Source organism: Citrobacter sp. Cf088 (assembly GCF_030334295.1).
Taxonomy (GTDB): domain Bacteria; phylum Pseudomonadota; class Gammaproteobacteria; order Enterobacterales; family Enterobacteriaceae; genus Citrobacter; species Citrobacter freundii.
This window is the reverse complement of record NZ_JAOWEE010000054.1, coordinates 1-25,832: the sequence shown is the minus strand read 5'-3', so window position 1 is coordinate 25,832 and position 25,832 is coordinate 1. Positions and strand designations below refer to the sequence as shown.

Here is a 25,832-nt window from a genome sequence, read left to right as displayed (position 1 = left end):
GGAGTGCACGATGACGACTAAACGTAAAGCCTATGTGCGGCCAATGACGTCCACCTGGTGGAAAAAGCTGCCATTTTATCGTTTTTACATGCTGCGTGAAGGCACGGCAGTCCCGGCAGTCTGGTTCAGCATTGAACTGATTATCGGCCTGTTTGCACTCAAGCATGGTGCAGAGTCCTGGATGGGCTTTGTCGCCTTTTTACAAAACCCGGTGGTGGTAATCCTTAACATTATCGCCCTGGCAGCAGCGCTGCTGCATACCAAAACCTGGTTTGAGCTGGCACCAAAAGCAGCCAACATCATCGTAAAAGACGAAAAAATGGGGCCAGAGCCGATCATCAAAGGTCTCTGGGCAGTCACTGTGGTTGCTACAGTAGTCATACTGTTTGTTGCCCTGTTCTGGTAAGGAGTCCGGAATGATTAATCCAAATCCAAAACGCTCTGACGAACCCGTATTCTGGGGCCTGTTTGGTGCAGGCGGTATGTGGAGCGCAATCATTGCGCCGGTAATGATCCTGCTGGTAGGCATTATGCTGCCGCTGGGCTTTGTTCCTGATGCTTTCAGCTATGAACGCGTACTGGCATTCGCTCAGAGCTTCATCGGACGTGCGTTTCTGTTCCTGATGATCGTTCTGCCGCTGTGGTGTGGTTTACACCGTATGCACCACGCGATGCATGACCTGAAAATCCACGTGCCGGCTGGCAAATGGGTATTCTACGGACTGGCAGCTATCCTGACCGTTGTAACGGCGATTGGTATTCTGACCATCTAAGTACATGCGTTAATTATCAGGCCCGCCATTGGCGGGCCTTTTTATTTGTGCAGCACCCCGGTCAACCAACGGGAAAATTCACGCATCGCGGGCGTCTCCGGGCGAGATTGCAAACGCGTTATCCAGTAGCTTCCCAAATCAATCTGCGTTAAAAACGGCTGAACGATACGTTCACTGCTGAGTAAATGCGTGAACATTCTGACTGGCGCAATTGCCACACCGATCCCCGCCTGAGCGGCTTCCAGCATGGTGACGGACGAATCAAACACCATCACATTGTGCGTCGGTGACGGAGGCGCCTCTCCGGCCGCCTGCATCCAAAGCGCCCATTCATCTCGCCGATACGATCGTAATAACGGAAATTTCAGGATGTCCGCAGGCGTTTGAATCTGCGAAGCCAATGTTGGCGAACACAGTGGAGACATCAGCGCGCTACATAAATATTGCGCATCGGTATCGTGCCAGGCTCCCCCACCGTAGCGAATGGTATAATCCAGCCCTTCGGCGGCGGGATCCACGCGATTATTATGGGTAGAAATATGCAAATCAATATGTGGGTAACTGCGCTTAAAATCGCTCAGAAGCGGGAAAAGACAGCCGATAGCAAAGGTTCCCACTACGCCAATTTTAAGTTTTTCCTGGGTCTGTTTAGTGGCAAAACGATCCAACATCCCCGCCATACGATCGAAGGAGTCATTAAGTACAGGTAACAGACTTTCCCCTTCAGTCGTCAACATTAATCCACGAGAACCGCGCACAAATAGCTGACAGTTCAGCTGCTGCTCCAGCGATTTTACATGCTGGCTGATGGCAGAATGCGTCACGTTGAGCTCAATCGCAGCGCGGGTAAAGCTGAGATGTCTGGCCGCGGCTTCAAAAGCCCGCAGCGAGTTAAGAGGGATATAGCTACGCGTCATCATCCGGCCTGTTAGAAAAACTTATATCTGCTGCTAAATTTAACCGTTTGTCAACACGGTGCAAATCAAACACACTGATTGCGTCTGACGGGCCCGGACACCCTTTTGCTTTTAATTACGGAACTGATTTCATGATGAAAAAATCGATATGCTGCGCACTGCTGCTGACAGCCTCTTTCTCCACGTTTGCTGCCGCAAAAACAGAACAACAAATTGCCGATATCGTTAACCGCACCATCACACCACTGATGCAGGAGCGGGCTATTCCGGGTATGGCCGTGGCGATTATCTACGAGGGGAAACCTTATTACTTTACCTGGGGTAAAGCCGATATCGCCAATAACCACCCAGTCACGCAGCAAACGCTGTTTGAGCTAGGGTCGGTCAGTAAGACGTTTAACGGCGTGTTGGGCGGCGACGCTATCGCCCGCGGCGAAATTAAGCTCAGCGATCCGGTCACGAAATACTGGCCAGAACTGACAGGCAAACAGTGGCGGGGTATCAGCCTGCTGCACTTAGCCACCTATACAGCGGGTGGCCTGCCGCTGCAGATCCCCGATGACGTTACGGATAAAACCGAATTACTGCGCTTTTATCAAAACTGGCAACCACAATGGACTCCGGGCGCTAAGCGTCTTTACGCTAACTCCAGCATTGGTCTGTTTGGTGCGCTGGTAGTAAAACCTTCAGGTATGAGCTACGAAGAGGCAATGACCAGACGCGTCCTGCAACCATTAAAACTGGCGCATACCTGGATTACGGTTCCGCAAAGCGAACAAAAAAATTATGCCTGGGGCTATCGCGAAGGGAAGCCTGTACACGTTTCTCCGGGGCAACTTGACGCCGAAGCCTATGGCGTGAAATCCAGCGTTATCGATATGGCCCGCTGGGTTCAGGCCAACATGGACGCCAGCCTCGTTCAGGAGAAAACGCTCCAGCAGGGCATTGAGCTTGCGCAGTCTCGCTACTGGCGTATTGGTGATATGTACCAGGGATTAGGCTGGGAGATGCTGAACTGGCCGCTGAAAGCTGATTCGATCATCAACGGCAGCGACAGCAAAGTGGCATTGGCAGCGCTTCCCGCCGTTGAGGTAAACCCGCCAGCACCTGCCGTGAAAGCCTCATGGGTGCATAAAACAGGATCCACAGGCGGATTTGGCAGCTACGTTGCCTTCGTTCCAGAAAAAAACCTTGGCATCGTAATGTTGGCAAACAAAAGCTACCCCAACCCGGCTCGCGTCGAGGCGGCCTGGCGCATTCTTGAAAAACTGCAATAACTGACAGAGGGGTCCGGTAAATCGGACCTCCTTTCTTGCTCTTTTTTCCCTGCTGTCATCTACACTTAACAAAAAACAGTAAGGAAAACACTATGCGCATTCTGCCCGTCGTTGCTGCAGTTACGGCTGCATTCCTGGTTGTCGCTTGCAGCTCCCCAACACCGCCGAAAGGCGTTACCGTGGTGAATAACTTTGATGCCAAACGCTATCTGGGAACATGGTATGAAATTGCGCGCTTCGACCATCGTTTCGAGCGCGGGTTGGATAAAGTGACCGCAACGTACAGCTTGCGCGACGACGGCGGCATCAACGTTATTAACAAGGGCTATAACCCTGACAGGGAGATGTGGCAGAAAACGGAAGGGAAAGCCTATTTCACCGGCGACCCAAGCACGGCCGCGCTTAAAGTATCATTCTTCGGCCCCTTCTATGGTGGGTATAACGTAATTGCACTCGACCGGGAATATCGTCACGCGCTGGTTTGTGGTCCGGATCGCGACTACCTGTGGATCCTTTCACGGACTCCAACTATTTCAGATGAAATGAAACAGCAAATGTTAGCCATCGCGACCCGGGAAGGGTTTGAGGTGAATAAGCTGATTTGGGTGAAACAGCCTGGCGCTTAGTGAGTGCTCAGCTTCAGACCAATAATGCCAGCAACGATCAGCCCAAGGCTCAGCAAACGTGCCGGACTGGCAGATTCACCCAGCAGCAAAATCCCTGTAATGGCCGCCCCTACGGCGCCAATGCCGGTCCAGACCGCATAAGCGGTTCCTACAGGTAATGTGCGCATTGCCCAGGAGAGCATGGCAATACTAACGATCATCGCCGCAATAGTGATAATGCTTGGCGTAAGACGCGTAAAACCGTGGGTATATTTCAGGCCAATCGCCCAGACGACTTCGAGCAAACCTGCAATTAATAAAACGATCCAGGACATATCAGGCTCCAGAACAATGGGGCCGTCCCCGGTGAAAGAAGCGTTTGCAGGTCGTCCTACAAAACTGATGTGTGAAATGGCATTTTTGCCCGGAAGAAAATGAATTTCAACCTTTTTATTCACTGCCTGCTAAAAGCAAGAATTAAGCATAATTAGCGGCGTAGTTCCCGCATTTGGCACTCATCGGAGTTCTCTATGATGAAGGGCTTTCTGAAACCGGAAAGTCGATTGCCCCTCTTCTGAATGCGAAACGTTTATGCTTAAAATTTTAGTGATTGACCGGTGCCACTTTACCCGCACAGGGATAGAGGCCTTGCTTAATCATTCTGGCAGGTTCAGCTCTTCATTTCTGGTATCAGGAATCAATAATCTCCTGTTAGCAAAAGAGCATATTTTGCAATGGAAACCGCATCTGGTGATCGCGGATTTATACAGTTTTATTAGCGAGACGCACTCCAGTCCGCCAATTAACCCTTTTTTTATGAGTTGTGGCGTCATCCCACTGATTTTACTGCAATCAGCAGATAGACAGCATGCCCCCATCGCGCCCTCTCAATCCGTCGCCCATTCGGTCTTGACCAAGCACACCACGCTGAACACACTCTCCCACACAATTCAGGAAGCACTTCAGGTTCGCCCCGCATTAGAAATACCCAAAAACGCCACGCCTTTGCTTACGCCGCAGGAGGAGAAAGTATTATCAATGTGGATGGATGGTGTGAGTAACAATGCCATTGCCGCCGCACTCAGTATTCATGGCAAAACGGTCTACACCTATAAGCGGAATATCCGTATGAAACTGCACCTGGGGAACCGCTTCTCGCCGTTTCTGTCACTCCCAGGGAAGGGAGATTAACGGTACGACACGACGTCGTACCGTTCTTCATTATTGCTGAGCTTTTGTCGCTGCACCAGAAATGGCGCTACCGCCTTCAGAAATATCCTGTCCTACGCCTCGTGTGGTATTACACGCGGTTAAAACGGAAGAAAGTACCAACACAGAAAAGATCGCAGCAATTGTCTTCTTAACCATAACGTCTTCCTTTTCTAGCCAATATTGTTTGTGTATAGCTACTTAATAATAGACAAGATCTGGGAGTGTGATGGATAAACAATCGTTTTTAAGACTATATGAAAGGATTAGCTGGCAGCGTGAGAGATTGAATTGCCAAGATGTTTGATGTCTTCACCGAAGCCGCGCGCGGTATTGCATCCCGTCAGGAGGGTGCTGGTGAAAAGGAGTAGCATTACAAGACCGAGAAGACGTTTCATCATTCCTGCCCTGGAAAAAGTATGGCGCAGCAACCTGCGCCATAAGATCAAATGGAAGACTTATTTTACGCGAGAAACGTATTCGCCGGAGCGGGTATCCACTTTGATCACTTCGCCGATCTGTACGAACAGCGGAACTTTAACGACTGCGCCGGTAGACAGGGTAGCCGGTTTGCCGCCAGTACCAGCGGTATCGCCCTTCAGACCTGGGTCGGTTTCAACAACTTCCAGCTCAACGAAGTTCGGCGGAGTTACGGAGATCGGCTGACCGTTCCACAGGGTCACGATACATTCAGCCTGGTCCAGCAGCCATTTAGCGTTATCGCCTACCGCTTTCTCGTCAGCAGCCAGCTGTTCGAAAGTGGTGTTATTCATAAAGTGCCAGAACTCACCGTCGCTATACAGGAAAGTCAGGTTCATGTCGGCTACGTCTGCGCCTTCAGCGGAGTCAGTAGACTTGAAGGTTTTCTCTACGCGAGTACCGGTCAGCAGGCGACGCAGCTTAACGCGCGCAAACGCCTGGCCTTTACCTGGTTTAACGAATTCGCTGGCTTCAACCGCATAAGGTTCGCCGTCCAACATGATTTTAAGACCAGCACGAAAATCGTTGCTATAGTACGTTGCCATAAGGCCCTCTGAAAATTGTTAACTGGTAGCTAAGCCACAAAATGGCGCATATTGTAACCCTAAATACCCCATCCAGAGAAGATTGGTTATCGCAACTTGCCGATGTTGTGACCGATCCCGATGAACTTCTGCATCTTTTGAATATAGACGCAGATGAAAAACTGTTGGCCGGACGCGATGCGAGACGGCTTTTCGCCCTGCGCGTGCCGCGCGCGTTTATTGCCCGCATGCAGAAAGGTAACCCGGACGATCCGCTTTTGCGTCAGGTACTTACCTCCCAGGAAGAGTTTGTTGCCGCGCCAGGCTACTCAACCGATCCGCTGGAAGAACAGCACAGTGTGGTTCCCGGTCTGCTGCATAAATATCGCAATCGGGCACTGTTGCTGGTCAAAGGCGGTTGTGCGGTGAATTGTCGCTATTGCTTCCGTCGACACTTCCCATATGCCGAAAACCAAGGCAATAAGCGCAACTGGCAGGTCGCTCTCGACTACATTACCGCGCATCCTGAGCTGGATGAAATCATCTTCTCTGGTGGCGATCCGTTAATGGCCAAAGACCACGAACTGGACTGGTTGCTCACGCAACTGGAAGCCATTCCGCACATTAAACGCCTGCGTATTCACAGCCGTTTGCCGATAGTGATTCCTGCGCGCATTACCGAAGGACTGGTCGAACGTTTTGCGCGCTCCTCTCTGCAGATTCTGCTGGTCAATCACATTAACCATGCCAATGAAGTTGATGAGACGTTTCGCCAGGCGATGGGTAGTCTGCGCGCCGTGGGCGTTACGCTACTCAACCAAAGCGTATTGCTGCGTGGCGTGAACGATAACGCACAAACCCTGGCTAACCTTAGCAACGCACTATTTGATGCCGGTGTGATGCCCTATTACCTGCACGTGCTGGATAAAGTACAGGGTGCCGCCCACTTTATGGTCAGCGATGATGAAGCGCGTCACATTATGCGTGAACTGCTGACACTGGTTTCCGGTTACATGGTCCCCAAACTGGCGCGTGAAATTGGTGGAGAGCCAAGTAAAACGCCGTTGGACCTGCAGTTACGCCAACAATAACCATTATTGAGTGTCCGATTCCGGACACTCGCTATCGATCACGATTATTTAATATCCCTGCAGGTGGAGCCGCACTTTTAATATGTGCTATTTTAACTCGCAGCGCGCAATTAGTTATTTGCAAAAAACATAAATAAAGTCAAATCTAGATTTTCAATAAATATATGGTTAGGGAGAACCTTTGATGGCTATAAGTATTAAAGGTATTAATACCGGTGTTATTCGTCAGAAGAATGAATTTGTTGCTTTGGCATTGAAGATTAAAGAACCAAGAAATAAAGAGTCGCTGTTTTTTCTCTCTCCGCTTGGGCTAAGAGATCTGCTTATCGCGCTCGAGAGCAGGCTCTATAAGAAGCACCAGCTTAGCGAAGACGCACGTTTGCAATATGAAAAAGAACGTGACAAAGCCAGCAAAAAGATGCACGAAAATATTCCGTTAATTCAGGAAGATGAGCTAAAAAATGCGGATATTAACCGTCGCATAAATTCACTGACGTTAGTGGATGATAAAGGGGAGAACTTAGCATTTTCTCTGACGTTGCATGACGGGAAAACAGATGAATTACTGGTTAATGAATTACAGATTCAGGTGTTGGCGCATGCAATTATTCATACAATAAATAATGCTGGCATGCGGGATTTAGCGCTACGAATTACATCGCTGCTGGATTTCCTGCCGCTGTACGATGTGGATTGCCAGCAAAACGACAATCTGGAATACGACTCTTATACACAACCCGAATGGAAACATAACCTGTTTAATCATTATCTGGCGATTATTTACCGCTATACGGATGATAAAGGAAAATCCCAATACTGTGGTTCGGTAGTAAAAACTCGCGCTGCTTCCGGCAGTAAAGAGGCCGAAGCCATTACCCGTCGTCTTCTTGATTTCAGCCCACGGCTGAAAAAACTTGCCGGCGTGCCGTGCCAGGTGTTTGTCAGAACGTTGACGGGTGATAAGACGCAAAAGCTCAATCAGGATCAGTGCCTGCGCGCGCTGCATCATTTACGCGTTCAGTCTGCGCATAAGACTCAGAATGCCTGATGGCGCTGCGCTTATCAGGCCTACGATTGCATGAGCCTGTCCAGGCCACTTTATTACACAAAATCATTCAATCTGCATCGCGGCGGCAAGCGAAGAAAATCCCCAGGAGCATAGATAACTATGTGACTGGGGTTTCACAGCGCAGCCAACAAAGAGGCTGGTTGAAGGATGAAGTGTAATCAGTTAGGGCACTTATAAACCTGCCCAATCATCTCACTGGCGGTAGGAACAAAGCTGGACAGCATTCCCTGCGATGGGCTGCTGACGCCATAAATCACATTACCGCCCATTGCCGCAGCCTGGTTACGCAGATCGTTTGCTGCGCCACGCATTGAGCCGCCCTCTTCGCCGTGCTGGCCAGAAAGCCAGTTGCTTTGCTTACCGGTTGCCGTGCCTATCAGTTGGCACTCTGCGCCAGGCTTGTCTTCGACAAAGCGTACGCTTTGCCCGGCTGAACTCAGTTCGTTGCTGGAGCTACAACCCGCCATCAGTAGCGCGGCACCAACGATCCCTGCTAAATATTTCACGTGCATGTCATTCCCCATGATCAATTAGTTGGACGTTATGTCCGTAGCTGAATCATATACTAAAAAGATGACCAAAAGAAAAACCCCCGGACATTTCTGCCCGAGGGTTTCTCAATTCTGGGAGATGAGCACCCAAATCATTCTGGTTGCAGGAAGGCGGCCAGTTTGTTAATCCCCAGGAGCTTACTCAAGTAAGTGACTGGGGTTAGCAAACGCAGCCAACGCATCTGCAGCCTGAAGGATGCAGGGTGTGGGCAATTACATCATGCCGCCCATACCACCCATGCCGCCCATACCACCAGCAGCACCTAAGTCAGGCGCATCGCCTTTCGGCAGGTCGGTAACCATGCACTCGGTGGTGATCATCAGACCCGCAACAGAAGCCGCGTACTGCAGAGCAGAACGAGTTACTTTAGTTGGATCCAGGATACCCATGTCGATCATGTTGCCGTATTCTTCAGTTGCAGCGTTGTAACCGTAGTTACCGTCACCAGCTTTCACGGTGTTAGCCACTACAGACGGCTCTTCGCCGCAGTTCAGTACGATTTGACGCAGTGGAGATTCCATTGCGCGCAGCGCAACTTTGATACCTACGTTCTGGTCTTCGTTCTGACCTTTCAGGCCGGCAATTTTAGACGCTACGCGAATCAGCGCAACGCCACCACCAGCAACCACGCCTTCTTCTACCGCAGCACGGGTAGCGTGCAGGGCATCTTCAACGCGGGCTTTCTTCTCTTTCATTTCAACTTCAGTCGCAGCACCAACTTTGATAACCGCAACGCCGCCTGCCAGTTTCGCTACGCGCTCCTGCAGTTTTTCACGGTCATAGTCGGAAGTTGCTTCTTCGATCTGCTGGCGAATCTGAGTCACGCGACCTTGGATTGCAGCTTCGTCGCCCACGCCATCGATGATGGTGGTGGTATCTTTGTTGATAACAACGCGTTTCGCCTGACCCAGATCTTCCAGAGTTGCTTTTTCCAGCTCCATACCGATCTCTTCAGAGATAACGGTACCACCGGTCAGGGTAGCGATATCCTGCAGCATTGCTTTACGACGATCGCCGAAGCCAGGTGCTTTAACCGCAGCGACTTTCACGATACCGCGCATGGTGTTAACAACCAGAGTCGCCAGCGCTTCGCCTTCAACATCTTCAGCGATGATCAGCAGCGGTTTGCCTGCTTTCGCTACAGCTTCCAGAACCGGCAGCATTTCGCGGATGTTGGAGATTTTCTTGTCAGCCAGCAGGATGAACGGGCTTTCCAGTTCTACTGCGCCAGTTTCCGGCTTGTTGATGAAGTAAGGAGACAGGTAGCCACGGTCGAACTGCATACCTTCAACCACGTCCAGTTCGTCCTGCAGACCGGTACCGTCTTCAACGGTGATCACGCCTTCTTTACCGACTTTGTCCATCGCTTCAGCGATCAGTTTACCTACGGTTTCGTCGGAGTTAGCGGAGATGGTACCAACCTGAGCAATAGCTTTAGAGTCGGAGCACGGTACGGACAGTGCTTTCAGTTCTTCAACAGCAGCAGCGACAGCTTTGTCGATACCACGTTTCAGATCCATCGGGTTCATGCCCGCAGCAACGGCTTTCAGACCTTCAGTGATGATGGACTGAGCCAGTACGGTTGCGGTGGTGGTACCGTCACCTGCAGCGTCGTTCGCTTTAGAGGCAACTTCTTTCACCATCTGCGCACCCATGTTTTCGAACTTGTCTTCCAGTTCGATTTCACGTGCTACGGAAACACCATCTTTAGTGATGGTCGGTGCACCGAAAGATTTATCCAGAACTACGTTACGGCCTTTTGGACCGAGGGTAACTTTCACTGCATCTGCCAGTACGTTTACGCCGCGCAGCATTTTCACACGAGCGTCGTTACCGAATTTTACGTCTTTAGCTGCCATTTTCTCTTTCCCTTAAATTCGTATGTTCAGTGTCGTTCGCGGATTAGGCTTCAACAATTGCCAGGATGTCGCTTTCAGACATGATCAACACTTCTTCATTGTCGATCTTCTCAGATTTAACACCGTAGCCATCGTTGAAAATAACGATATCGCCGACTTTCACGTCCAGCGGCTGTACGGTACCGTTGTCCAGGATGCGACCCTTACCGACAGCGATGATTTCGCCACGAGTTGATTTACCTGCTGCAGAACCAGTCAGTACGATGCCGCCAGCAGATTTGGATTCAACTTCTTTACGTTTGACGATCACACGATCATGTAACGGACGAATACTCATTGATAGCTCTCCTTTGAGAAAGTCTTTATCAGTTATGGGTGACGCCGGCCCGTAAACGGTTTCCCGGCTAGTGACCAGAGAGATGGGGATGGGGTTTTGTGCCTTCAAGGGGGCAAGCGAAAAAAATTTTTTATCAGCAGAAAATCCCGTCAAAATGCCGACCTGCCTCACATTCCATAACGATTTCAGTCACGTCGTCATAAGCAAATCCGATTGTGATACCATCAAAAATCTGCGTTGTAGCCCGGTCAATGGGCATAATCGGATAACCACTTATGAGCGGACTGAAACAAGAGCTGGGACTGGCTCAGGGCGTTGGCCTGTTGTCGACATCATTGTTAGGTACAGGCGTTTTCGCCGTCCCCGCGCTGGCTGCGCTGGTGGCTGGCAATAACAGCCTGTGGGCCTGGCCGGTGCTGATTGTTTTGGTCTTTCCGGTGGCAATTGTCTTCGCCGTACTGGGTCGTCATTTCCCCAGCGCAGGCGGTGTGGCGCATTTTGTCGGCATGGCCTTTGGTTCACGACTGGAGCGCGTCACCGGATGGCTATTTTTGTCGGTCATTCCTGTCGGCTTGCCTGCGGCATTGCACATCGCCGCCGGATTCGGTCAGGCGATGTTTGGCTGGCATGACGAGCAGCTTCTGCTGGCTGAGCTGGGTACGCTGGCATTGGTTTGGTACATCGGCTCCCGCGGCGCAAGCTCAAGCGCTAATCTGCAAACGGTCATTGCCGGACTGATTGTTGCCCTCATTGTTGCTATCTGGTGGGCGGGCGATCTGAAACCAGGCGAAATCCCCTTCCCTGCAATTAGCGATATTGAACTCCCCGGTCTGTTCGCCGCGCTGTCGGTGATGTTCTGGTGTTTTGTTGGCCTCGAAGCGTTTGCTCACCTGGCGTCTGAATTCAAAAATCCGGAACGAGACTTCCCACGCGCGCTGATGATTGGCCTGCTGCTGGCTGGATCTGTTTATTGGGCATGCACCGTCGTCGTTCTCCATTTTGGTGCCTACGGCGAGCAAATGGCCGCCGCAGCATCGCTGCCAGAAATCGTCGTGCAACTGTTTGGTGTACAGGCACTGTGGGTCGCCTGCATCATTGGTTATTTGGCCTGTTTTGCCAGCCTCAACATTTATATTCAAAGTTTCGCTCGACTGGTCTGGTCGCAAGCGCAGTATAAGCCTGAGAGTTATCTGGCTCGCCTGTCCCCCCGCCACCTTCCGCGCAATGCGCTAAACGCCGTCTTAGGCTGCTGCGTAGTCAGTACTCTGTGTATCTATATGCTGCAAATCAATCTCGATGCGTTAATCGTCTACGCCAACGGCATCTTTATTATGATTTATTTGCTGTGCATGTTGGCGGGTTGTCGATTACTGAAAGGGCATTACCGCGCACTGGCGATCATTGGTGGTCTGCTGTGCCTACTACTACTGGCAATGGTCGGCTGGAAGAGTTTGTACGCGTTGATTATGCTGGCAGGGCTGTGGCTGTTTTTACCCCGCAGGCCGGATAAGGCAACGTTGACGCCATCATCCGGCCTATAAACACTTTTGCCGGATGGCGCTAACGCTTATCCGGCCTACATACTGAGGCTTAATCCCGACGATCGTCTTTATGTTCGATGCTGTCGCGCTTGTCATCCTTGCGCTGAAATTCACCATCAAAAGTCTCACCGCCACCGGTTCCGGCGCTAAAACCACCGCCAGGCATACGCGAAAAACGTAAATGTGGCAGCAGTTTCATCGTCAGATGTTTTTGCACCGGGGGTAATAAAAGAAGAAGACCGAGGAAATCGGTGAAAAAGCCAGGCAGCACCAACAGCAGGCCAGCGATAATCAGCGATACGCTTTTGATCATTTCTGCAGCCGGACTTTCACCAGCCGCCATTTTTTGTTGCATCAGTAAAAAGTTCTTAAATCCCTGATTACGAACCAGAGACATACCGATAACCGACGTAAAAATAACCAAAATCAGTGTCATCAGGACGCCCATCACATGGGCAACCTGAATAAAAATAGATATCTCTATGTAAACATAGAGAAAAATGGCAAGTAATGGTATCCAGCGCAAAGGGATCTCCTGTTAATAACAGCCGTTTTGTTCAACTTCTGTTCGAAAAATTATGTTAATCGCATCGATTTGATATTGTGGTGGTTAGCAAAATTTCAAGTGGCTTGTACACTAATATTTAGGGTTAATCACAAAGGGGTGATCCATTTCACAGAATAATAAATAAGGGGTAAATTCCACGCTTTAAGTGATCCAGATTACGGTAGAAATCCTTAACCAGCATATGATCTCGGGTATCAGACCGATGCAGGGGATAATCGTCGGTCGAGAAACAATCGAAATCACATATATCCTGTGTGTTTAGTCAAATCATTGGCAGCTTGAAAAAGAAGGTTCACATGTTAAACAACATTCGTATCGAAGAAGACTTGTTGGGTACCAGGGAAGTTCCAGCGGACGCCTACTACGGTGTCCACACTCTGAGAGCGATTGAAAACTTCTACATTAGCAACAGCAAAATCAGCGATATTCCTGAATTTGTTCGCGGTATGGTAATGGTTAAAAAGGCAGCGGCAATGGCCAACAAAGAGCTGCAAACCATTCCTAAGAGTGTGGCAAATGCCATCATCGCGGCGTGTGATGAAGTCCTGAATAACGGAAAATGCATGGATCAGTTCCCGGTAGACGTTTACCAGGGTGGTGCGGGTACCTCCGTCAACATGAACACCAACGAAGTTCTGGCCAATATCGGTCTGGAACTGATGGGTCACCAGAAAGGTGAATATCAGTACCTGAACCCGAACGACCACGTTAACAAATGTCAGTCTACCAACGATGCATACCCAACTGGCTTCCGTATCGCTGTATACGCATCCATCATCAAACTGATTGATGCACTGAACCAGCTGCGTGAAGGCTTTGAGAAAAAAGCCGATGAATTCCAGGACATCCTGAAAATGGGTCGTACCCAATTGCAGGATGCTGTACCGATGACTCTCGGTCAGGAATTCCGTGCTTTCAGCGTACTGCTGAAAGAAGAAGTGAAAAACATTGGGCGTACCGCTGAGCTGCTGCTGGAAGTTAACCTCGGCGCAACAGCAATCGGTACTGGTCTGAACACGCCGAAAGAGTACTCTCCGCTGGCAGTACAGAAACTGGCTGAAGTCACTGGCTTCGCCTGTGTTCCGGCAGAAGACCTGATTGAAGCAACTTCTGACTGTGGCGCATACGTTATGGTGCATGGCGCACTGAAGCGTCTGGCTGTGAAGATGTCCAAAATCTGTAACGACCTGCGTTTGCTCTCCTCTGGTCCGCGTGCGGGTCTGAACGAGATCAACCTGCCGGAACTGCAGGCTGGATCTTCTATCATGCCAGCTAAAGTGAACCCGGTTGTTCCGGAAGTCGTAAACCAGGTGTGCTTCAAAGTCATCGGTAACGACATCACTGTTACCATGGCATCTGAAGCTGGTCAGCTGCAGCTGAACGTAATGGAGCCGGTCATTGGTCAGGCAATGTTTGAATCCATTCACATTCTGAGCAACGCTTGCTACAACCTGCTGGAAAAATGCGTTAGTGGTATCACTGCTAACAAAGAAGTCTGTGAAGCGTTTGTATTCAACTCCATCGGCATCGTTACTTACCTCAACCCGTTCATCGGTCACCACAACGGCGACATCGTCGGTAAAATTTGTGCCGAAACTGGTAAGAGCGTACGTGAAGTTGTCCTGGAACGCGGTCTGTTGACCGAGTCTGAACTGGACGATATCTTCTCTGCACAGAACCTGATGCACCCTGCTTATAAAGCAAAACGTTATACTGATGAAAGCGAACAGTAATCGTGTAGGGTAGTACCGGAGAAGGCACGTCATGATGACGTGCCTTTTTTCTTACTCGAAGTTACTTAAAAACAACAATTTAATATCAACTTGTTAAACAACAAGGAAGGCTAATATGATAGTTTTAGAACTTATCATCGTTTTGCTGGCAATCTTTTTAGGTGCCAGACTTGGGGGTATCGGTATTGGATTTGCAGGTGGGCTGGGTGTTCTGGTTCTTGCCGCTATCGGCGTAAAACCCGGTAATATCCCGTTCGATGTTATTTCCATCATCATGGCGGTTATCGCTGCCATTTCAGCTATGCAGATTGCAGGTGGTCTGGACTATCTGGTTCATCAAACTGAAAAACTGCTGCGTAAGAACCCGAAATACATCACGATCCTTGCACCTATCGTGACCTATTTCCTGACTATCTTTGCCGGTACTGGCAACATCTCTCTGGCAACGCTGCCGGTTATCGCTGAAGTTGCGAAGGAACAAGGTATCAAGCCTTGCCGTCCGCTCTCTACCGCAGTGGTTTCTGCACAGATTGCGATTACGGCGTCTCCAATCTCCGCAGCCGTGGTTTACATGTCTTCCGTCATGGAAGGTCATGGCATCAGCTACATTCACCTGCTGTCCGTGGTCATTCCGTCCACCCTGCTGGCCGTTCTGGTGATGTCCTTCCTGATCACCGCACTGTTCAACTCCAAACTGTCTGACGACCCGATTTATCGTAAGCGTCTGGAAGAAGGCCTGGTTGAACTGCGCGGTGAAAGACAAGTTGAAATCAAAGCTGGCGCGAAAACCTCCGTTTGGTTGTTCCTGCTGGGCGTGGTTTGCGTAGTTGTATACGCCATCATCAACAGCCCAAGCCTTGGCCTGGTGGCTAAACCGCTGATGAACACCACCAACGCAATCCTGATCATCATGCTGAGCGTCGCGACGCTGACAACGATCGTCTGCCGCGTTGAAACTGACTCCATCCTGAACTCCAGCACCTTCAAAGCCGGTATGAGCGCCTGTATTTGTATCCTGGGTGTTGCATGGCTGGGTGATACCTTCGTATCTCACAACATTGACTGGATCAAAGATACTGCAGGTAGCGTAATTCAGGGTCATCCGTGGCTGCTGGCTGTCATCTTCTTCTTTGCTTCTGCGCTGCTGTACTCTCAGGCTGCAACCGCTAAAGCACTGATGCCGATGGCTCTGGCTCTGAACGTTTCCCCACTGACGGCTGTTGCATCTTTCGCCGCGGTTTCTGGCCTGTTCATTCTGCCAACCTACCCAACTCTGGTTGCGGCGGTTCAGATGGATGACACCGGTACAACCCGCATCGGTAAATTCGTCTTTAACCATCCGTTCTTCATCCCTGGTACTCTGGGTGTGGTTCTGGCTGTCTGCTTCGGCTTCTTGCTGGGTAGCTTCATGCTGTAAGTTTTTCCTGCAGGGTGCCTGGGCGCCCTGCAGTTCCTACTCCCCACCCCGCTTTAACTAACATCCTTCCCTCGTCCGTTGTATAGTGACCATTCTTTTGCTGGTTACTCTGTTCTTTCGAGGTGTTTATGCTTGATGTAAAGAGTCAGGATATTTCCATCCCCGATACCGTTGTGGTGCTCTGTACCGCCCCGGATGAAGCAACCGCCCAGGATCTCGCCGCCAAAGTGCTGGCGGAAAAGCTGGCTGCCTGCGTAACCCTGCTACCCGGTGCGACCTCCCTCTACTATTGGGAAGGTAAACTGGAACAGGAATATGAAGTCCAGATGATTTTAAAAACCACCGTCACACACCAGCAAGCCCTTCTCGATTGCCTGAAGTCACATCATCCGTATCAAACGCCTGAACTTCTGGTTTTACCCGTCACTCACGGAGACTTTGATTACCGCTCATGGCTCAACGCATCCTTACGCTGATCCTGCTGCTGTGCAGCACATCTACCTTTGCTGGATTATTTGACGCGCCTGGCCGCTCGCAGTTTGTTCCTGCCGATCGGGCGTTTGTTTTTGATTTTCAGCAAAACCAACACGATCTGAACCTCACATGGCAGGTTAAAGATGGCTACTATCTGTATCGCAAACAGATAAGCATTACGCCATCTCAGGCCGATATTGCCGAGATAAAACTGCCGCCAGGCGTCTGGCATGAAGATGAGTTTTACGGCAAAAGTGAGATTTACCGTAAACAGCTGACTATCCCGATCACGGTCAATCAGGCTAAGTCTGGCGCAACATTAACGATCACATACCAGGGCTGCGCCGACGCCGGATTTTGCTATCCGCCAGAAACCAAAACTGTACCGTTAAGTGAAGTGTCTGCCGATATCCAGGCGACACCTGCGCCGGTGCCAGCCACTGTCGATCCGCAAGAGAAACCGCAGCCCGCGGCTCAACTTCCCTTTACCGCACTGTGGGCATTGCTGATCGGAATAGGCATCGCGTTTACGCCCTGCGTATTACCGATGTATCCATTGATTTCCGGCATCGTGCTGGGCGGCAAGCAGCGCTTATCAACCGGGCGCGCACTGTTGCTGACGTTTATCTATGTCCAGGGGATGGCGCTCACCTATACCGCGCTGGGTTTGGTTGTTGCAGCCGCCGGTTTACAGTTCCAGGCTGCGCTTCAGCATCCCTACGTCCTGATTGGCCTTGCCGTCATCTTTACGCTGCTGGCTCTGTCGATGTTTGGCCTGTTCACACTGCAACTGCCTTCATCGCTGCAAACGCGCCTCACGCTAATGAGTAACCGCCAGCAAGGCGGAGCTCCCGGCAGCGTCTTTGCGATGGGGGCGATTGCTGGCCTCATCTGTTCTCCTTGCACAACGGCCCCGCTAAGCGCGATTTTGCTGTATATCGCTCAGAGCGGGAACATGTGGCTGGGAGGCGGCACGCTGTATCTGTACGCGCTGGGGATGGGATTACCTCTGATGCTGATTACCGTATTTGGCAATCGCCTGTTGCCTAAAAGCGGCCCATGGATGGAACATGTCAAAACCGCTTTTGGCTTTGTCATTCTGGCGCTTCCCGTCTTCTTACTCGAACGTATCGTTGGCGACGAGTGGAGCGTTCGCTTATGGTCACTGTTAGGCGTCGCGTTCTTTGGCTGGGCGTTCATTACCAGCCTGCAGGCAAAGCGCGCCTGGATGCGTATCGTGCAGATTGTCCTGTTAGCCGCAGCACTGGTATGCGTGCGTCCACTGCAAGACTGGGCGTTCGGCGCGCCGCATACTCAACCCCAGGCACACCTTAACTTCACGCCGGTGGCATCGGTAGATGCGTTAAATCAAGCGCTGGAGCAAGCTAAAGGCAGGCCAGTCATGCTGGATCTGTATGCCGACTGGTGTGTAGCCTGTAAGGAATTTGAAAAGTACACGTTCAGTAATCCGCAGGTTCAGCAAGCGCTAGGCAACACGGTGCTGTTGCAAGCGGATGTGACAGCAAACAATGCCCAGGATGTCGCTCTGCTGAAACATCTACAGGTTTTAGGTTTGCCGACTATCTTGTTCTTTGATGCCGAGGGAAAAGAGCATCCGGAGGCCCGGGTAACGGGTTTTATGGATGCCGCTAGCTTCAGCGCACATTTGCGCGATCGCCAACCGTGAGCGACACTTGCAACAGGAAATACGGAGGAGAATACCGTGCAACGTGAAGATGTCCTGGGAGAAGCCCTGAAATTACTTGAGGTGCAAGGGATAGCCAATACCACGCTGGAAATGGTGGCCGAACGTATCGATTATCCTCTGGATGAACTGCAGCGCTTTTGGCCCGATAAAGAGGCCATTCTGTACGATGCGCTACGTTACCTCAGCCAGCGGGTGGATATCTGGCGGCGTCAGCTTTTGCTGGATGACACCCTGAGCGCTGAGCAGAAATTACTGGCGCGCTACACCGCACTGTCCGAATGCGTGAGCAATAATCGCTATCCCGGCTGTCTGTTCATCGCCGCCTGTACGTTTTACCCCGATCCCGGGCATCCGATCCATCAGTTAGCCGATCAGCAAAAAAAGGCAGCACATGACTTCACCCATGAACTGCTCACGACGCTGGAAGTTGACGACCCGGCAATGGTCGCCAAACAGATGGAACTGGTGCTGGAAGGCTGCCTGAGCCGCATGCTGGTTAATCGTAGTCATGCTGATGTCGAAACGGCACACCACCTGGCTGAAGATATCCTACGCTTTGCCCAGTGCCGAATGGGCGGTGCGCTGACCTAAGCGAGCATTATCTGTTTTAGCCGCATCTGTCGGGGATGATTTGTGCAAACTTCAGGCATAACCATGCAGATTGCCGCAATATTAAGCGGTTGAACAATGTTTCCAGAAATTTGATTGACTGACAGACGTGAATACGGTTTAATGCGCCCCGTTGCCCGGATAGCTCAGTCGGTAGAGCAGGGGATTGAAAATCCCCGTGTCCTTGGTTCGATTCCGAGTCCGGGCACCACTATTCAGAAGAACCCGCCTATGGCGGGTTTTTTGCTTTCAGGGTTCTGCTAGATTTCTGATCGTTCTGTCCACTGCGACTCCTACCCTACCTCATCACGCCAGCTAAACCTTTCAGTGAGACCACGATGGTACTGCAAAAAATATAGCGGTATCAGGAACACCTCTTTTTCTGGCGTGCTTAACCGTAGGCCAGATTTGAGTAATTTATCTGAACAACCTTGGGCACTGAACCAGCGGGTGAAGGAACTGGGCATAGAGTAGCCTGGATTCTGCAGGTAGCGAATAACCCGATCGCGTTGCAAGGTACGCACATTCATCCCCAGGGGCTGGAACTGGTCTCCGCCTCGACATCTGAAGCAAACGCCAGGGAGTAAAAGCCAACCTTCATCTACAATTGCCATCATACCGAGCAAATAGTGAGTCAACGAGGAATCTGGATGGTGAAAACAAGAATCATACAGTCAGCACAGGGGGCCCATGCCTATCCGTTGCTGATCAAGAGCCTACTGCTGTCGGGTGGGCGTTCTCATCCCGAGCGAGAAATCGTCTACGCCGATAAGTTCCGTTACGACTATCGTACCCTCAAACAGCGCATTCATCGCCTGGCAAACATGCTGACAGCGGCCGGTGTCATGCCTGGAGACACCGTCGCCTTGCTGGATTGGGACAGCCATCGTGCCCTCGAGTGTTTCTTCGCGGTACCCATGATTGGTGCCGTGCTGCACACGGTGAACGTCCGCTTCTCGGTGGACCAAATCGCTTACACCATGAATCATGCCGAGGACAACCTGGTACTGGTGCACGACGACTTCTTGCCGGTTGTCGAGTCACTGGCAGAGACACTGACCACTGTCCGGGGATACATCCAGCTTAGTGACGAAGAATCGAAGGCGACCAGCCTGCCGGTGCTAGGGGAATATGAGACCCTGCTGGCCGCAGCGGGAGAACTCTTTGACTTCCCCGACTTCGATGAAAACTCGATAGCTACCTTGTTCTATACCACTGGAACCACGGGCAATCCCAAGGGAGTCTACTTCAGCCATCGCCAGCTGGTCCTGCACACGCTCAATGAGCTGGGTCTCCTGGCAGCCCACGAGGGACAGTCGCTGCTACGATCGAACGATGTCTACATGCCGATCACCCCTATGTTCCACGTGCATGCCTGGGGCGCTCCCTATGTCGCAACAATGCTGGGTGTGAAGCAGGTATATCCCGGTCGTTACGAACCCAACAAACTGGTGCGGTTTTATCACGATGAGGGTGTGACCTTCTCGCATTGTGTGCCAACCATTTTGCAGATGATCCTTGAGTGCGAAGAAGCCACGCAGACTGATCTGTCAGGATGGAAGATGTTACTGGGTGGCAGTTCACTGTCCCTTGGACTGGCGACACAAGCCCACCATAGGGGCATACGCATTCACGCCGGCTATGGCATGTCTGAGACCTGTCCCCTGCTCTGTATGACCCACTTAAGCGATGCCGAGCTGGCCCTTCCCATGGATGAACAGTTACCCCTGCGGATTCGGACCGGCCTGCCTGTCCCGTTGGTGGATCTGCGTATCGTCGATGGCGAAGGTCGGGAGGTGGTGCACGACGGAGAAGCCCTGGGCGAAATAGTGGTGCGAGCCCCTTGGTTGACTCAGGGCTACCTGAAGGAACCCGAGAAAGGGGCTGAGCTATGGAATGGCAGTTGGCTGCACACCGGCGACATAGCCTCTATCGATCCCCATGGGATAGTGGAAATCAAGGATCGCATCAAAGACGTAATCAAGACGGGTGGTGAGTGGATAAGCACACTGGAGCTGGAGAGCCTCATCAGCTCACACGCGGCGGTCAGGTCGGTAGCCGTCGTCGGGATACCTGATGAGCAGTGGGGCGAACGCCCCCTGGCTCTGGTGGTTTGCAAGGAAGGGGAGGACCTGGAGCCGCAAGCCATAGCGACACATCTACAAGGATTCGTCGACCGCGGCCACATCACTAAATGGGCGATCCCACGACAGATAAGGATAGTCCCGGATATTCCCAAAACCAGCGTTGGCAAGATCAACAAGCGCCTGATTCGGGAGCTCGAAGCCAGCAATGGGAAGGATATTATTTAAGCGATCTGTCGCATTCACAGCGTAAGGTTAACAACAGTCACACTGCTTATATTTCAGGTAGTTTGCCGATATCAATGCTCTGCCGGGGAACTCACCGTCCCCGCGCGGATGCTGATCCCCCCTTTAGCAACATGGGGTTCTGGTCGATGTCAGGTCCTGCTGGACGAAAAATCCGTCCTCAGCGCCTTCCATCCAGCCTGATCATCTACCTAAATCTGCTTTATTCAACAACGCCAGATTCACCCTCACTCATGCTTTCTTTGCTTTGAATAAACCGCAGCGCCAAATAAAGGTCTGGTGCCATAATCATGTCGTCGTCCTTCATTGTCGGTCGACTCTCTTTAAACCAGCGTGTTAACTCCGTTTTCCGGCCCGCAAGAATTAACTTAATCTGCCGCCCCTTCAGGTCCCGCTTTAACTCATTAATGGTTGCCAGGACGCTGATATCTGAATAGGTAAAGCAAGAAACGGCGTCAATGACCACCCATTTAGGTTGTAGTACGGCACCATCGACTAAATTCAAAACGCGGCGCTTAAAATAGGCCACATTAAAATAGGTCAGCGGTGAGTTAAATCGGTACATCAACACGCCAGGGATCATTTTCACATCAGTTGAATTACCTAATGAGTGAATCATCCCATTTTCGTCAATTCCCAATAAGTGTTCAGTAGGACGAAAAACTGTGCGCAGGAACTGCAACAGACCCAGCAATACCGCAAGGCCGATCCCCTGAATAACACCAATAATCAGAACACAGCCAAAGGTGAAGAACGCCAGGCGAAATGCGGGTTTATTTCTTCGCCTCAGATTCCAGAGTCCGCGTAAATCAATCAATGACCACGATGCATAAATTAGAACAATGCCTAATGCAGATACCGGAATAAATGGTAATGGCTGCGTGAAAAATACCACGACAATTCCGATGATTAAGGCTGCAACAACGGAAACCAGCTGGCTTTTCCCTCCGGTGGAGTCATTTACCGCAGTCCGGGAATCGGCTCCGCTAATCGCAAACCCCTGAGATAAGCCAGACATCAGATTCGCAACACCCAAAGCCCTGAACTCAGCATCAGCATTTATTTCGTATCCATTTTTCGCGGCAAAACTGCGAGCGGTTAGCATCAGGCTAACAAAACTGACTAATGCCAGGTTCAGCGCAGGGATCAATAAATCACGCGCCAGACCAGGCTGAAATGAGCCCCAGTGAACAACAGGCAAACCAGACTGGAAGCCCGATCCCCCAATAGTGGCAATACCATACTGCTGTGCAGATGTGACCCATACCAGCGCCGTTGTTATCACAATTGCAATCAACGGTGCTGGCCATTGGCTACGAAACGTTTTGATAGCTATTAAAATCGCTAACGTTAGGATGGAGATCCCTAAGGTTAATAAATGAATTTCTGAGAGTCGGCCTGGCAGGGCAATAATCTTCTCAATCACTTGCTCTTCATCAAGCGTAATCCCCAGCACCTTACCGAGTTGCCCGACAATAATCGTCACGGCAACGCCGTTAAGCAGCCCCGTTAGAATGGGATGAGAAAGCAGATCAGCAAGCGCACCCAGGCGAAACTTACTGGCAAGTAGACACCATCCTCCCATCATCACGGTCATGACGATTGTTAACTGCCAGTGGAGTTCTGGATTTCCGGCAGAAAGAGGAACCACAACTGCCGCAATTACCGCGCAGGTCGTGGCATCAGGGCCAACAATCAATTGGCGGGAAGAACCAAACAGTGCATAAGCTAGCATTGGCAAAACGCAGGAATATAACCCGACGATAGCCCCGACTCCCGCCAACTCAGCGTAAGCAATCGCAACCGGTAGTGCTACGGCAGCAACGGATAACCCGGCTTTAACATCATGTTTTAGCCAGCTTTTATCGTACGCTAATAAATTTTTTAGACCCGGCATGTAGTTTAATACCATTTTTCCGAACACTTTATTCTCCGGATTGACCCTTACTAATAGATAAAGGTACACGTAACTGCCGCAGGAGATCCTGATATTTTCGGGAGGTAATACAGATAATTCAGATTGGGTGTTTATCGCGTATGCCGCAGAATGGCTTGTGTTATGCAGGCTCTGGATATTGCTTTGCACCCGATGGTGCGATGTCGTGATCTGCCTGATGCGCTGCGCTTATCAGCGCCTGCAAATACGTTCAGCCCGGCGGATTTGTCCTCCTCAGGAGAGCGCTCACCGACAGACCACAGATAAAACAAAAGGCCCGGTCTTTCGACCGGGCCTTTCGCTTTTATTTGATGCCTGGCAGTTCCCTACTCTCGCATGGGGAGACCCCACACTACCATCGGCGCTACGGCGTTTCACTTCTGAGTTCGGCATGGGGTCAGGTGGGACCACCGCGCTACAGCCGCCAGGCAAATTCTGTTTATCAACACGCTTTGGCATGTCGATGTAATCTGTATCAAGCTGAATGTCGTCTCTTCGCCAAAACATCTTCGGCGTTGTAAGGTTAAGCCTCACGGTTCATTAGTATCGGTTAGCTCAATGTATCGCTACACTTACACACCCGACCTATCAACGTCATCGTCTTTAACGTTCCTTCAGGACTCTCAAGGAGTCAGGGAGAACTCATCTCGGGGCAAGTTTCGTGCTTAGATGCTTTCAGCACTTATCTCTTCCGCATTTAGCTACCGGGCAATGCCATTGGCATGACAACCCGAACACCAGTGATGCGTCCACTCCGGTCCTCTCGTACTAGGAGCAGCCCCCCTCAATTCTCCAGCGCCCACGGCAGATAGGGACCGAACTGTCTCACGACGTTCTAAACCCAGCTCGCGTACCACTTTAAATGGCGAACAGCCATACCCTTGGGACCTACTTCAGCCCCAGGATGTGATGAGCCGACATCGAGGTGCCAAACACCGCCGTCGATATGAACTCTTGGGCGGTATCAGCCTGTTATCCCCGGAGTACCTTTTATCCGTTGAGCGATGGCCCTTCCATTCAGAACCACCGGATCACTAAGACCTGCTTTCGCACCTGCTCGAGCCGTCACTCTCGCAGTCAAGCTAGCTTATGCCTTTGCACTAACCTCCTGATGTCCGACCAGGATTAGCTAACCTTCGTGCTCCTCCGTTACTCTTTAGGAGGAGACCGCCCCAGTCAAACTACCCACCAGACACTGTCCGCAACCCGGATTACGGGTCCACGTTAGAACACCAGCCATTAAAGGGTGGTATTTCAAGGATGGCTCCATGCAGACTGGCGTCCACACTTCAAAGCCTCCCACCTATCCTACACATCAAGGACCAGTGTTCAGTGTCAAGCTATAGTAAAGGTTCACGGGGTCTTTCCGTCTTGCCGCGGGTACACTGCATCTTCACAGCGAGTTCAATTTCACTGAGTCTCGGGTGGAGACAGCCTGGCCATCATTACGCCATTCGTGCAGGTCGGAACTTACCCGACAAGGAATTTCGCTACCTTAGGACCGTTATAGTTACGGCCGCCGTTTACCGGGGCTTCGATCAAGAGCTTCTCCTTACGGATAACCCCATCAATTAACCTTCCGGCACCGGGCAGGCGTCACACCGTATACGTCCACTTTCGTGTTTGCACAGTGCTGTGTTTTTAATAAACAGTTGCAGCCAGCTGGTATCTTCGACTGATTTCAGCTCCACGGGTAAACCGCTTCACCTACATATCAGCGTGCCTTCTCCCGAAGTTACGGCACCATTTTGCCTAGTTCCTTCACCCGAGTTCTCTCAAGCGCCTTGGTATTCTCTACCTGACCACCTGTGTCGGTTTGGGGTACGATTTCGTGTTACCTGATGCTTAGAGGCTTTTCCTGGAAGCAGGGCATTTGTTACTTCAGCACCGTAGTGCCTCGTCATCACACCTCAGCGTTAAAAGGTACCGGATTTACCTGGAACCTCCGCCTACATGCTTAAACCGGGACAACCGTCGCCCGGCTAACATAGCCTTCTCCGTCCCCCCTTCGCAGTAACACCAAGTACAGGAATATTAACCTGTTTCCCATCGACTACGCCTTTCGGCCTCGCCTTAGGGGTCGACTCACCCTGCCCCGATTAACGTTGGACAGGAACCCTTGGTCTTCCGGCGTGCGGGTTTTTCACCCGCATTATCGTTACTTATGTCAGCATTCGCACTTCTGATACCTCCAGCATACCTCACGATACACCTTCAACGGCTTACAGAACGCTCCCCTACCCAACAACACATAGTGTCGCTGCCGCAGCTTCGGTGCATGGTTTAGCCCCGTTACATCTTCCGCGCAGGCCGACTCGACCAGTGAGCTATTACGCTTTCTTTAAATGATGGCTGCTTCTAAGCCAACATCCTGGCTGTCTGTGCCTTCCCACATCGTTTCCCACTTAACCATGACTTTGGGACCTTAGCTGGCGGTCTGGGTTGTTTCCCTCTTCACGACGGACGTTAGCACCCGCCGTGTGTCTCCCGTGATAACATTCTTCGGTATTCGCAGTTTGCATCGGGTTGGTAAGTCGGGATGACCCCCTAGCCGAAACAGTGCTCTACCCCCGAAGATGAGTTCACGAGGCGCTACCTAAATAGCTTTCGGGGAGAACCAGCTATCTCCCGGTTTGATTGGCCTTTCACCCCCAGCCACAAGTCATCCGCTAATTTTTCAACATTAGTCGGTTCGGTCCTCCAGTTAGTGTTACCCAACCTTCAACCTGCCCATGGCTAGATCACCGGGTTTCGGGTCTATACCCTGCAACTTAACGCCCAGTTAAGACTCGGTTTCCCTTCGGCTCCCCTATACGGTTAACC

General features: G+C 51.1%; 24 protein-coding genes, 1 tRNA gene and 2 rRNA genes. 15 read left to right on the top strand and 12 right to left on the bottom strand.

Features of this window, described 5'->3' with window-relative positions; all coding sequences use genetic code 11:
* Positions 1-10: 10 nt before the first annotated feature.
* Both frdC and frdD read left to right on the top strand, forming a co-directional pair.
* Positions 11-406, top strand: coding sequence for a fumarate reductase subunit FrdC (frdC, locus tag OGV71_RS18640; RefSeq protein ID WP_003025537.1), 396 nt, complete (start codon positions 11-13; stop codon positions 404-406).
* Positions 407-416: 10 nt separating this feature from the next.
* Positions 417-773 carry a fumarate reductase subunit FrdD gene (gene frdD, locus OGV71_RS18635; protein ID WP_003025535.1) on the top strand — a complete coding sequence of 119 codons (357 nt, stop codon included), beginning with the start codon at positions 417-419 and terminating at the stop codon, positions 771-773.
* 41 nt (positions 774-814) lie between these two features.
* On the opposite strand, the gene ampR is transcribed toward frdD, so the two are convergent.
* Positions 815-1,690: a LysR family transcriptional regulator AmpR gene (gene ampR, locus OGV71_RS18630; RefSeq protein ID WP_003025533.1), complete on the bottom strand. Its 876-nt coding sequence runs from the start codon at positions 1,688-1,690 to the stop codon at positions 815-817.
* A 131-nt stretch (positions 1,691-1,821) separates the two neighbouring features.
* Between ampR and OGV71_RS18625 the strand changes: the two genes are divergently transcribed.
* Together OGV71_RS18625 and OGV71_RS18620 are read left to right on the top strand one after the other, a co-directional pair.
* A complete protein-coding gene (locus tag OGV71_RS18625; protein ID WP_063859772.1) occupies positions 1,822-2,967 on the top strand; it encodes a class C beta-lactamase CMY-128 in 1,146 nt (381 codons plus the stop codon).
* Between the two features lie 92 nt (positions 2,968-3,059).
* Positions 3,060-3,593, top strand: coding sequence for a lipocalin family protein (locus tag OGV71_RS18620; protein ID WP_003025522.1), 534 nt, complete (start codon positions 3,060-3,062; stop codon positions 3,591-3,593).
* Here the strand turns inward: OGV71_RS18620 and sugE are convergent.
* The gene (gene sugE / locus OGV71_RS18615; protein ID WP_000118520.1) at positions 3,590-3,907 is read right to left on the bottom strand and encodes a quaternary ammonium compound efflux SMR transporter SugE; all 318 of its coding nucleotides are present in this window, start codon (positions 3,905-3,907) and stop codon (positions 3,590-3,592) included. The two genes, OGV71_RS18620 and sugE, sit on opposite strands and share 4 nt — an antisense overlap.
* A gap of 256 nt (positions 3,908-4,163) precedes the next feature.
* Between sugE and OGV71_RS18610 the strand changes: the two genes are divergently transcribed.
* Complete coding sequence (locus OGV71_RS18610) at positions 4,164-4,763, top strand: helix-turn-helix transcriptional regulator (protein ID WP_003025485.1); 600 nt, start codon at positions 4,164-4,166, stop codon at positions 4,761-4,763.
* Between the two features lie 30 nt (positions 4,764-4,793).
* Here the strand turns inward: OGV71_RS18610 and ecnB are convergent, their stop codons facing one another.
* The 3 genes from ecnB to efp all read right to left on the bottom strand — a co-directional run bounded on the left by ecnB (position 4,794) and on the right by efp (position 5,806).
* Positions 4,794-4,940, bottom strand: coding sequence for a lipoprotein toxin entericidin B (gene ecnB / locus OGV71_RS18605; RefSeq protein ID WP_003025482.1), 147 nt, complete (start codon positions 4,938-4,940; stop codon positions 4,794-4,796).
* A 107-nt stretch (positions 4,941-5,047) separates the two neighbouring features.
* Positions 5,048-5,182: a lipoprotein antitoxin entericidin A gene (gene ecnA / locus OGV71_RS18600; RefSeq protein ID WP_003830568.1), complete on the bottom strand. Its 135-nt coding sequence runs from the start codon at positions 5,180-5,182 to the stop codon at positions 5,048-5,050.
* A 57-nt stretch (positions 5,183-5,239) separates the two neighbouring features.
* On the bottom strand, positions 5,240-5,806 hold the full coding sequence (gene efp / locus OGV71_RS18595) for an elongation factor P (protein WP_003025478.1): 567 nt from the start codon (positions 5,804-5,806) through the stop codon (positions 5,240-5,242).
* A 41-nt stretch (positions 5,807-5,847) separates the two neighbouring features.
* Here efp and epmB point away from each other — a divergent pair, with 41 nt between their 5' ends.
* Positions 5,848-6,876, top strand: coding sequence for an EF-P beta-lysylation protein EpmB (gene epmB, locus OGV71_RS18590; protein ID WP_204584225.1), 1,029 nt, complete (start codon positions 5,848-5,850; stop codon positions 6,874-6,876).
* 184 nt (positions 6,877-7,060) lie between these two features.
* Positions 7,061-7,924 (top strand): YjeJ family protein, encoded by an 864-nt coding sequence (yjeJ, locus tag OGV71_RS18585; RefSeq protein WP_204584227.1) that lies wholly within the window; start codon positions 7,061-7,063, stop codon positions 7,922-7,924.
* Positions 7,925-8,103: 179 nt separating this feature from the next.
* On the opposite strand, the gene OGV71_RS18580 is transcribed toward yjeJ, so the two are convergent.
* The 3 genes from OGV71_RS18580 to OGV71_RS18570 form a co-directional block, all read right to left on the bottom strand.
* Positions 8,104-8,457, bottom strand: coding sequence for a DUF4156 domain-containing protein (locus tag OGV71_RS18580; protein ID WP_003025468.1), 354 nt, complete (start codon positions 8,455-8,457; stop codon positions 8,104-8,106).
* 252 nt (positions 8,458-8,709) lie between these two features.
* Positions 8,710-10,356, bottom strand: a complete 1,647-nt coding sequence (gene groL / locus OGV71_RS18575) for a chaperonin GroEL (protein ID WP_003025464.1) — start codon at positions 10,354-10,356, stop codon at positions 8,710-8,712.
* A 43-nt stretch (positions 10,357-10,399) separates the two neighbouring features.
* Positions 10,400-10,693: a co-chaperone GroES gene (locus OGV71_RS18570; protein ID WP_000027827.1), complete on the bottom strand. Its 294-nt coding sequence runs from the start codon at positions 10,691-10,693 to the stop codon at positions 10,400-10,402.
* Between the two features lie 275 nt (positions 10,694-10,968).
* Between OGV71_RS18570 and yjeH the strand changes: the two genes are divergently transcribed.
* On the top strand, positions 10,969-12,234 hold the full coding sequence (gene yjeH, locus OGV71_RS18565; RefSeq protein WP_003025460.1) for an L-methionine/branched-chain amino acid transporter: 1,266 nt from the start codon (positions 10,969-10,971) through the stop codon (positions 12,232-12,234).
* Positions 12,235-12,283: 49 nt separating this feature from the next.
* On the opposite strand, the gene OGV71_RS18560 is transcribed toward yjeH, so the two are convergent.
* A complete protein-coding gene (locus OGV71_RS18560; RefSeq protein ID WP_003025457.1) occupies positions 12,284-12,760 on the bottom strand; it encodes an FxsA family protein in 477 nt (158 codons plus the stop codon).
* A 338-nt stretch (positions 12,761-13,098) separates the two neighbouring features.
* Between OGV71_RS18560 and aspA the strand changes: the two genes are divergently transcribed.
* The 7 genes from aspA to OGV71_RS18525 all read left to right on the top strand — a co-directional run bounded on the left by aspA (position 13,099) and on the right by OGV71_RS18525 (position 21,055).
* Positions 13,099-14,535 carry an aspartate ammonia-lyase gene (gene aspA, locus OGV71_RS18555; RefSeq protein WP_003025452.1) on the top strand — a complete coding sequence of 479 codons (1,437 nt, stop codon included), beginning with the start codon at positions 13,099-13,101 and terminating at the stop codon, positions 14,533-14,535.
* Between the two features lie 115 nt (positions 14,536-14,650).
* Complete coding sequence (gene dcuA / locus OGV71_RS18550) at positions 14,651-15,952, top strand: anaerobic C4-dicarboxylate transporter DcuA (RefSeq protein WP_003025449.1); 1,302 nt, start codon at positions 14,651-14,653, stop codon at positions 15,950-15,952.
* A gap of 128 nt (positions 15,953-16,080) precedes the next feature.
* Positions 16,081-16,428, top strand: a complete 348-nt coding sequence (cutA, locus tag OGV71_RS18545; RefSeq protein WP_003025447.1) for a divalent cation tolerance protein CutA — start codon at positions 16,081-16,083, stop codon at positions 16,426-16,428.
* Positions 16,404-18,113 carry a protein-disulfide reductase DsbD gene (locus OGV71_RS18540; protein WP_204584229.1) on the top strand — a complete coding sequence of 570 codons (1,710 nt, stop codon included), beginning with the start codon at positions 16,404-16,406 and terminating at the stop codon, positions 18,111-18,113. The genes cutA and OGV71_RS18540 overlap by 25 nt, the downstream gene beginning before the upstream one ends.
* Positions 18,114-18,149: 36 nt before the next feature.
* Complete coding sequence (locus OGV71_RS18535) at positions 18,150-18,725, top strand: transcriptional regulator (protein ID WP_003025441.1); 576 nt, start codon at positions 18,150-18,152, stop codon at positions 18,723-18,725.
* Between the two features lie 153 nt (positions 18,726-18,878).
* Positions 18,879-18,954: transfer RNA gene (locus tag OGV71_RS18530), tRNA-Phe, on the top strand.
* Between the two features lie 439 nt (positions 18,955-19,393).
* Positions 19,394-21,055, top strand: coding sequence for a fatty acid--CoA ligase (locus OGV71_RS18525; RefSeq protein ID WP_286533822.1), 1,662 nt, complete (start codon positions 19,394-19,396; stop codon positions 21,053-21,055).
* 220 nt (positions 21,056-21,275) lie between these two features.
* Here the strand turns inward: OGV71_RS18525 and OGV71_RS18520 are convergent, their stop codons facing one another.
* The 3 genes from OGV71_RS18520 to OGV71_RS18510 all read right to left on the bottom strand — a co-directional run.
* A complete protein-coding gene (locus OGV71_RS18520; protein ID WP_177712755.1) occupies positions 21,276-22,997 on the bottom strand; it encodes a SulP family inorganic anion transporter in 1,722 nt (573 codons plus the stop codon).
* A 325-nt stretch (positions 22,998-23,322) separates the two neighbouring features.
* A 5S ribosomal RNA gene (gene rrf, locus OGV71_RS18515) occupies positions 23,323-23,438 on the bottom strand.
* A 90-nt stretch (positions 23,439-23,528) separates the two neighbouring features.
* A 23S ribosomal RNA gene (locus OGV71_RS18510) occupies positions 23,529-25,832 on the bottom strand; the annotation flags it as partial.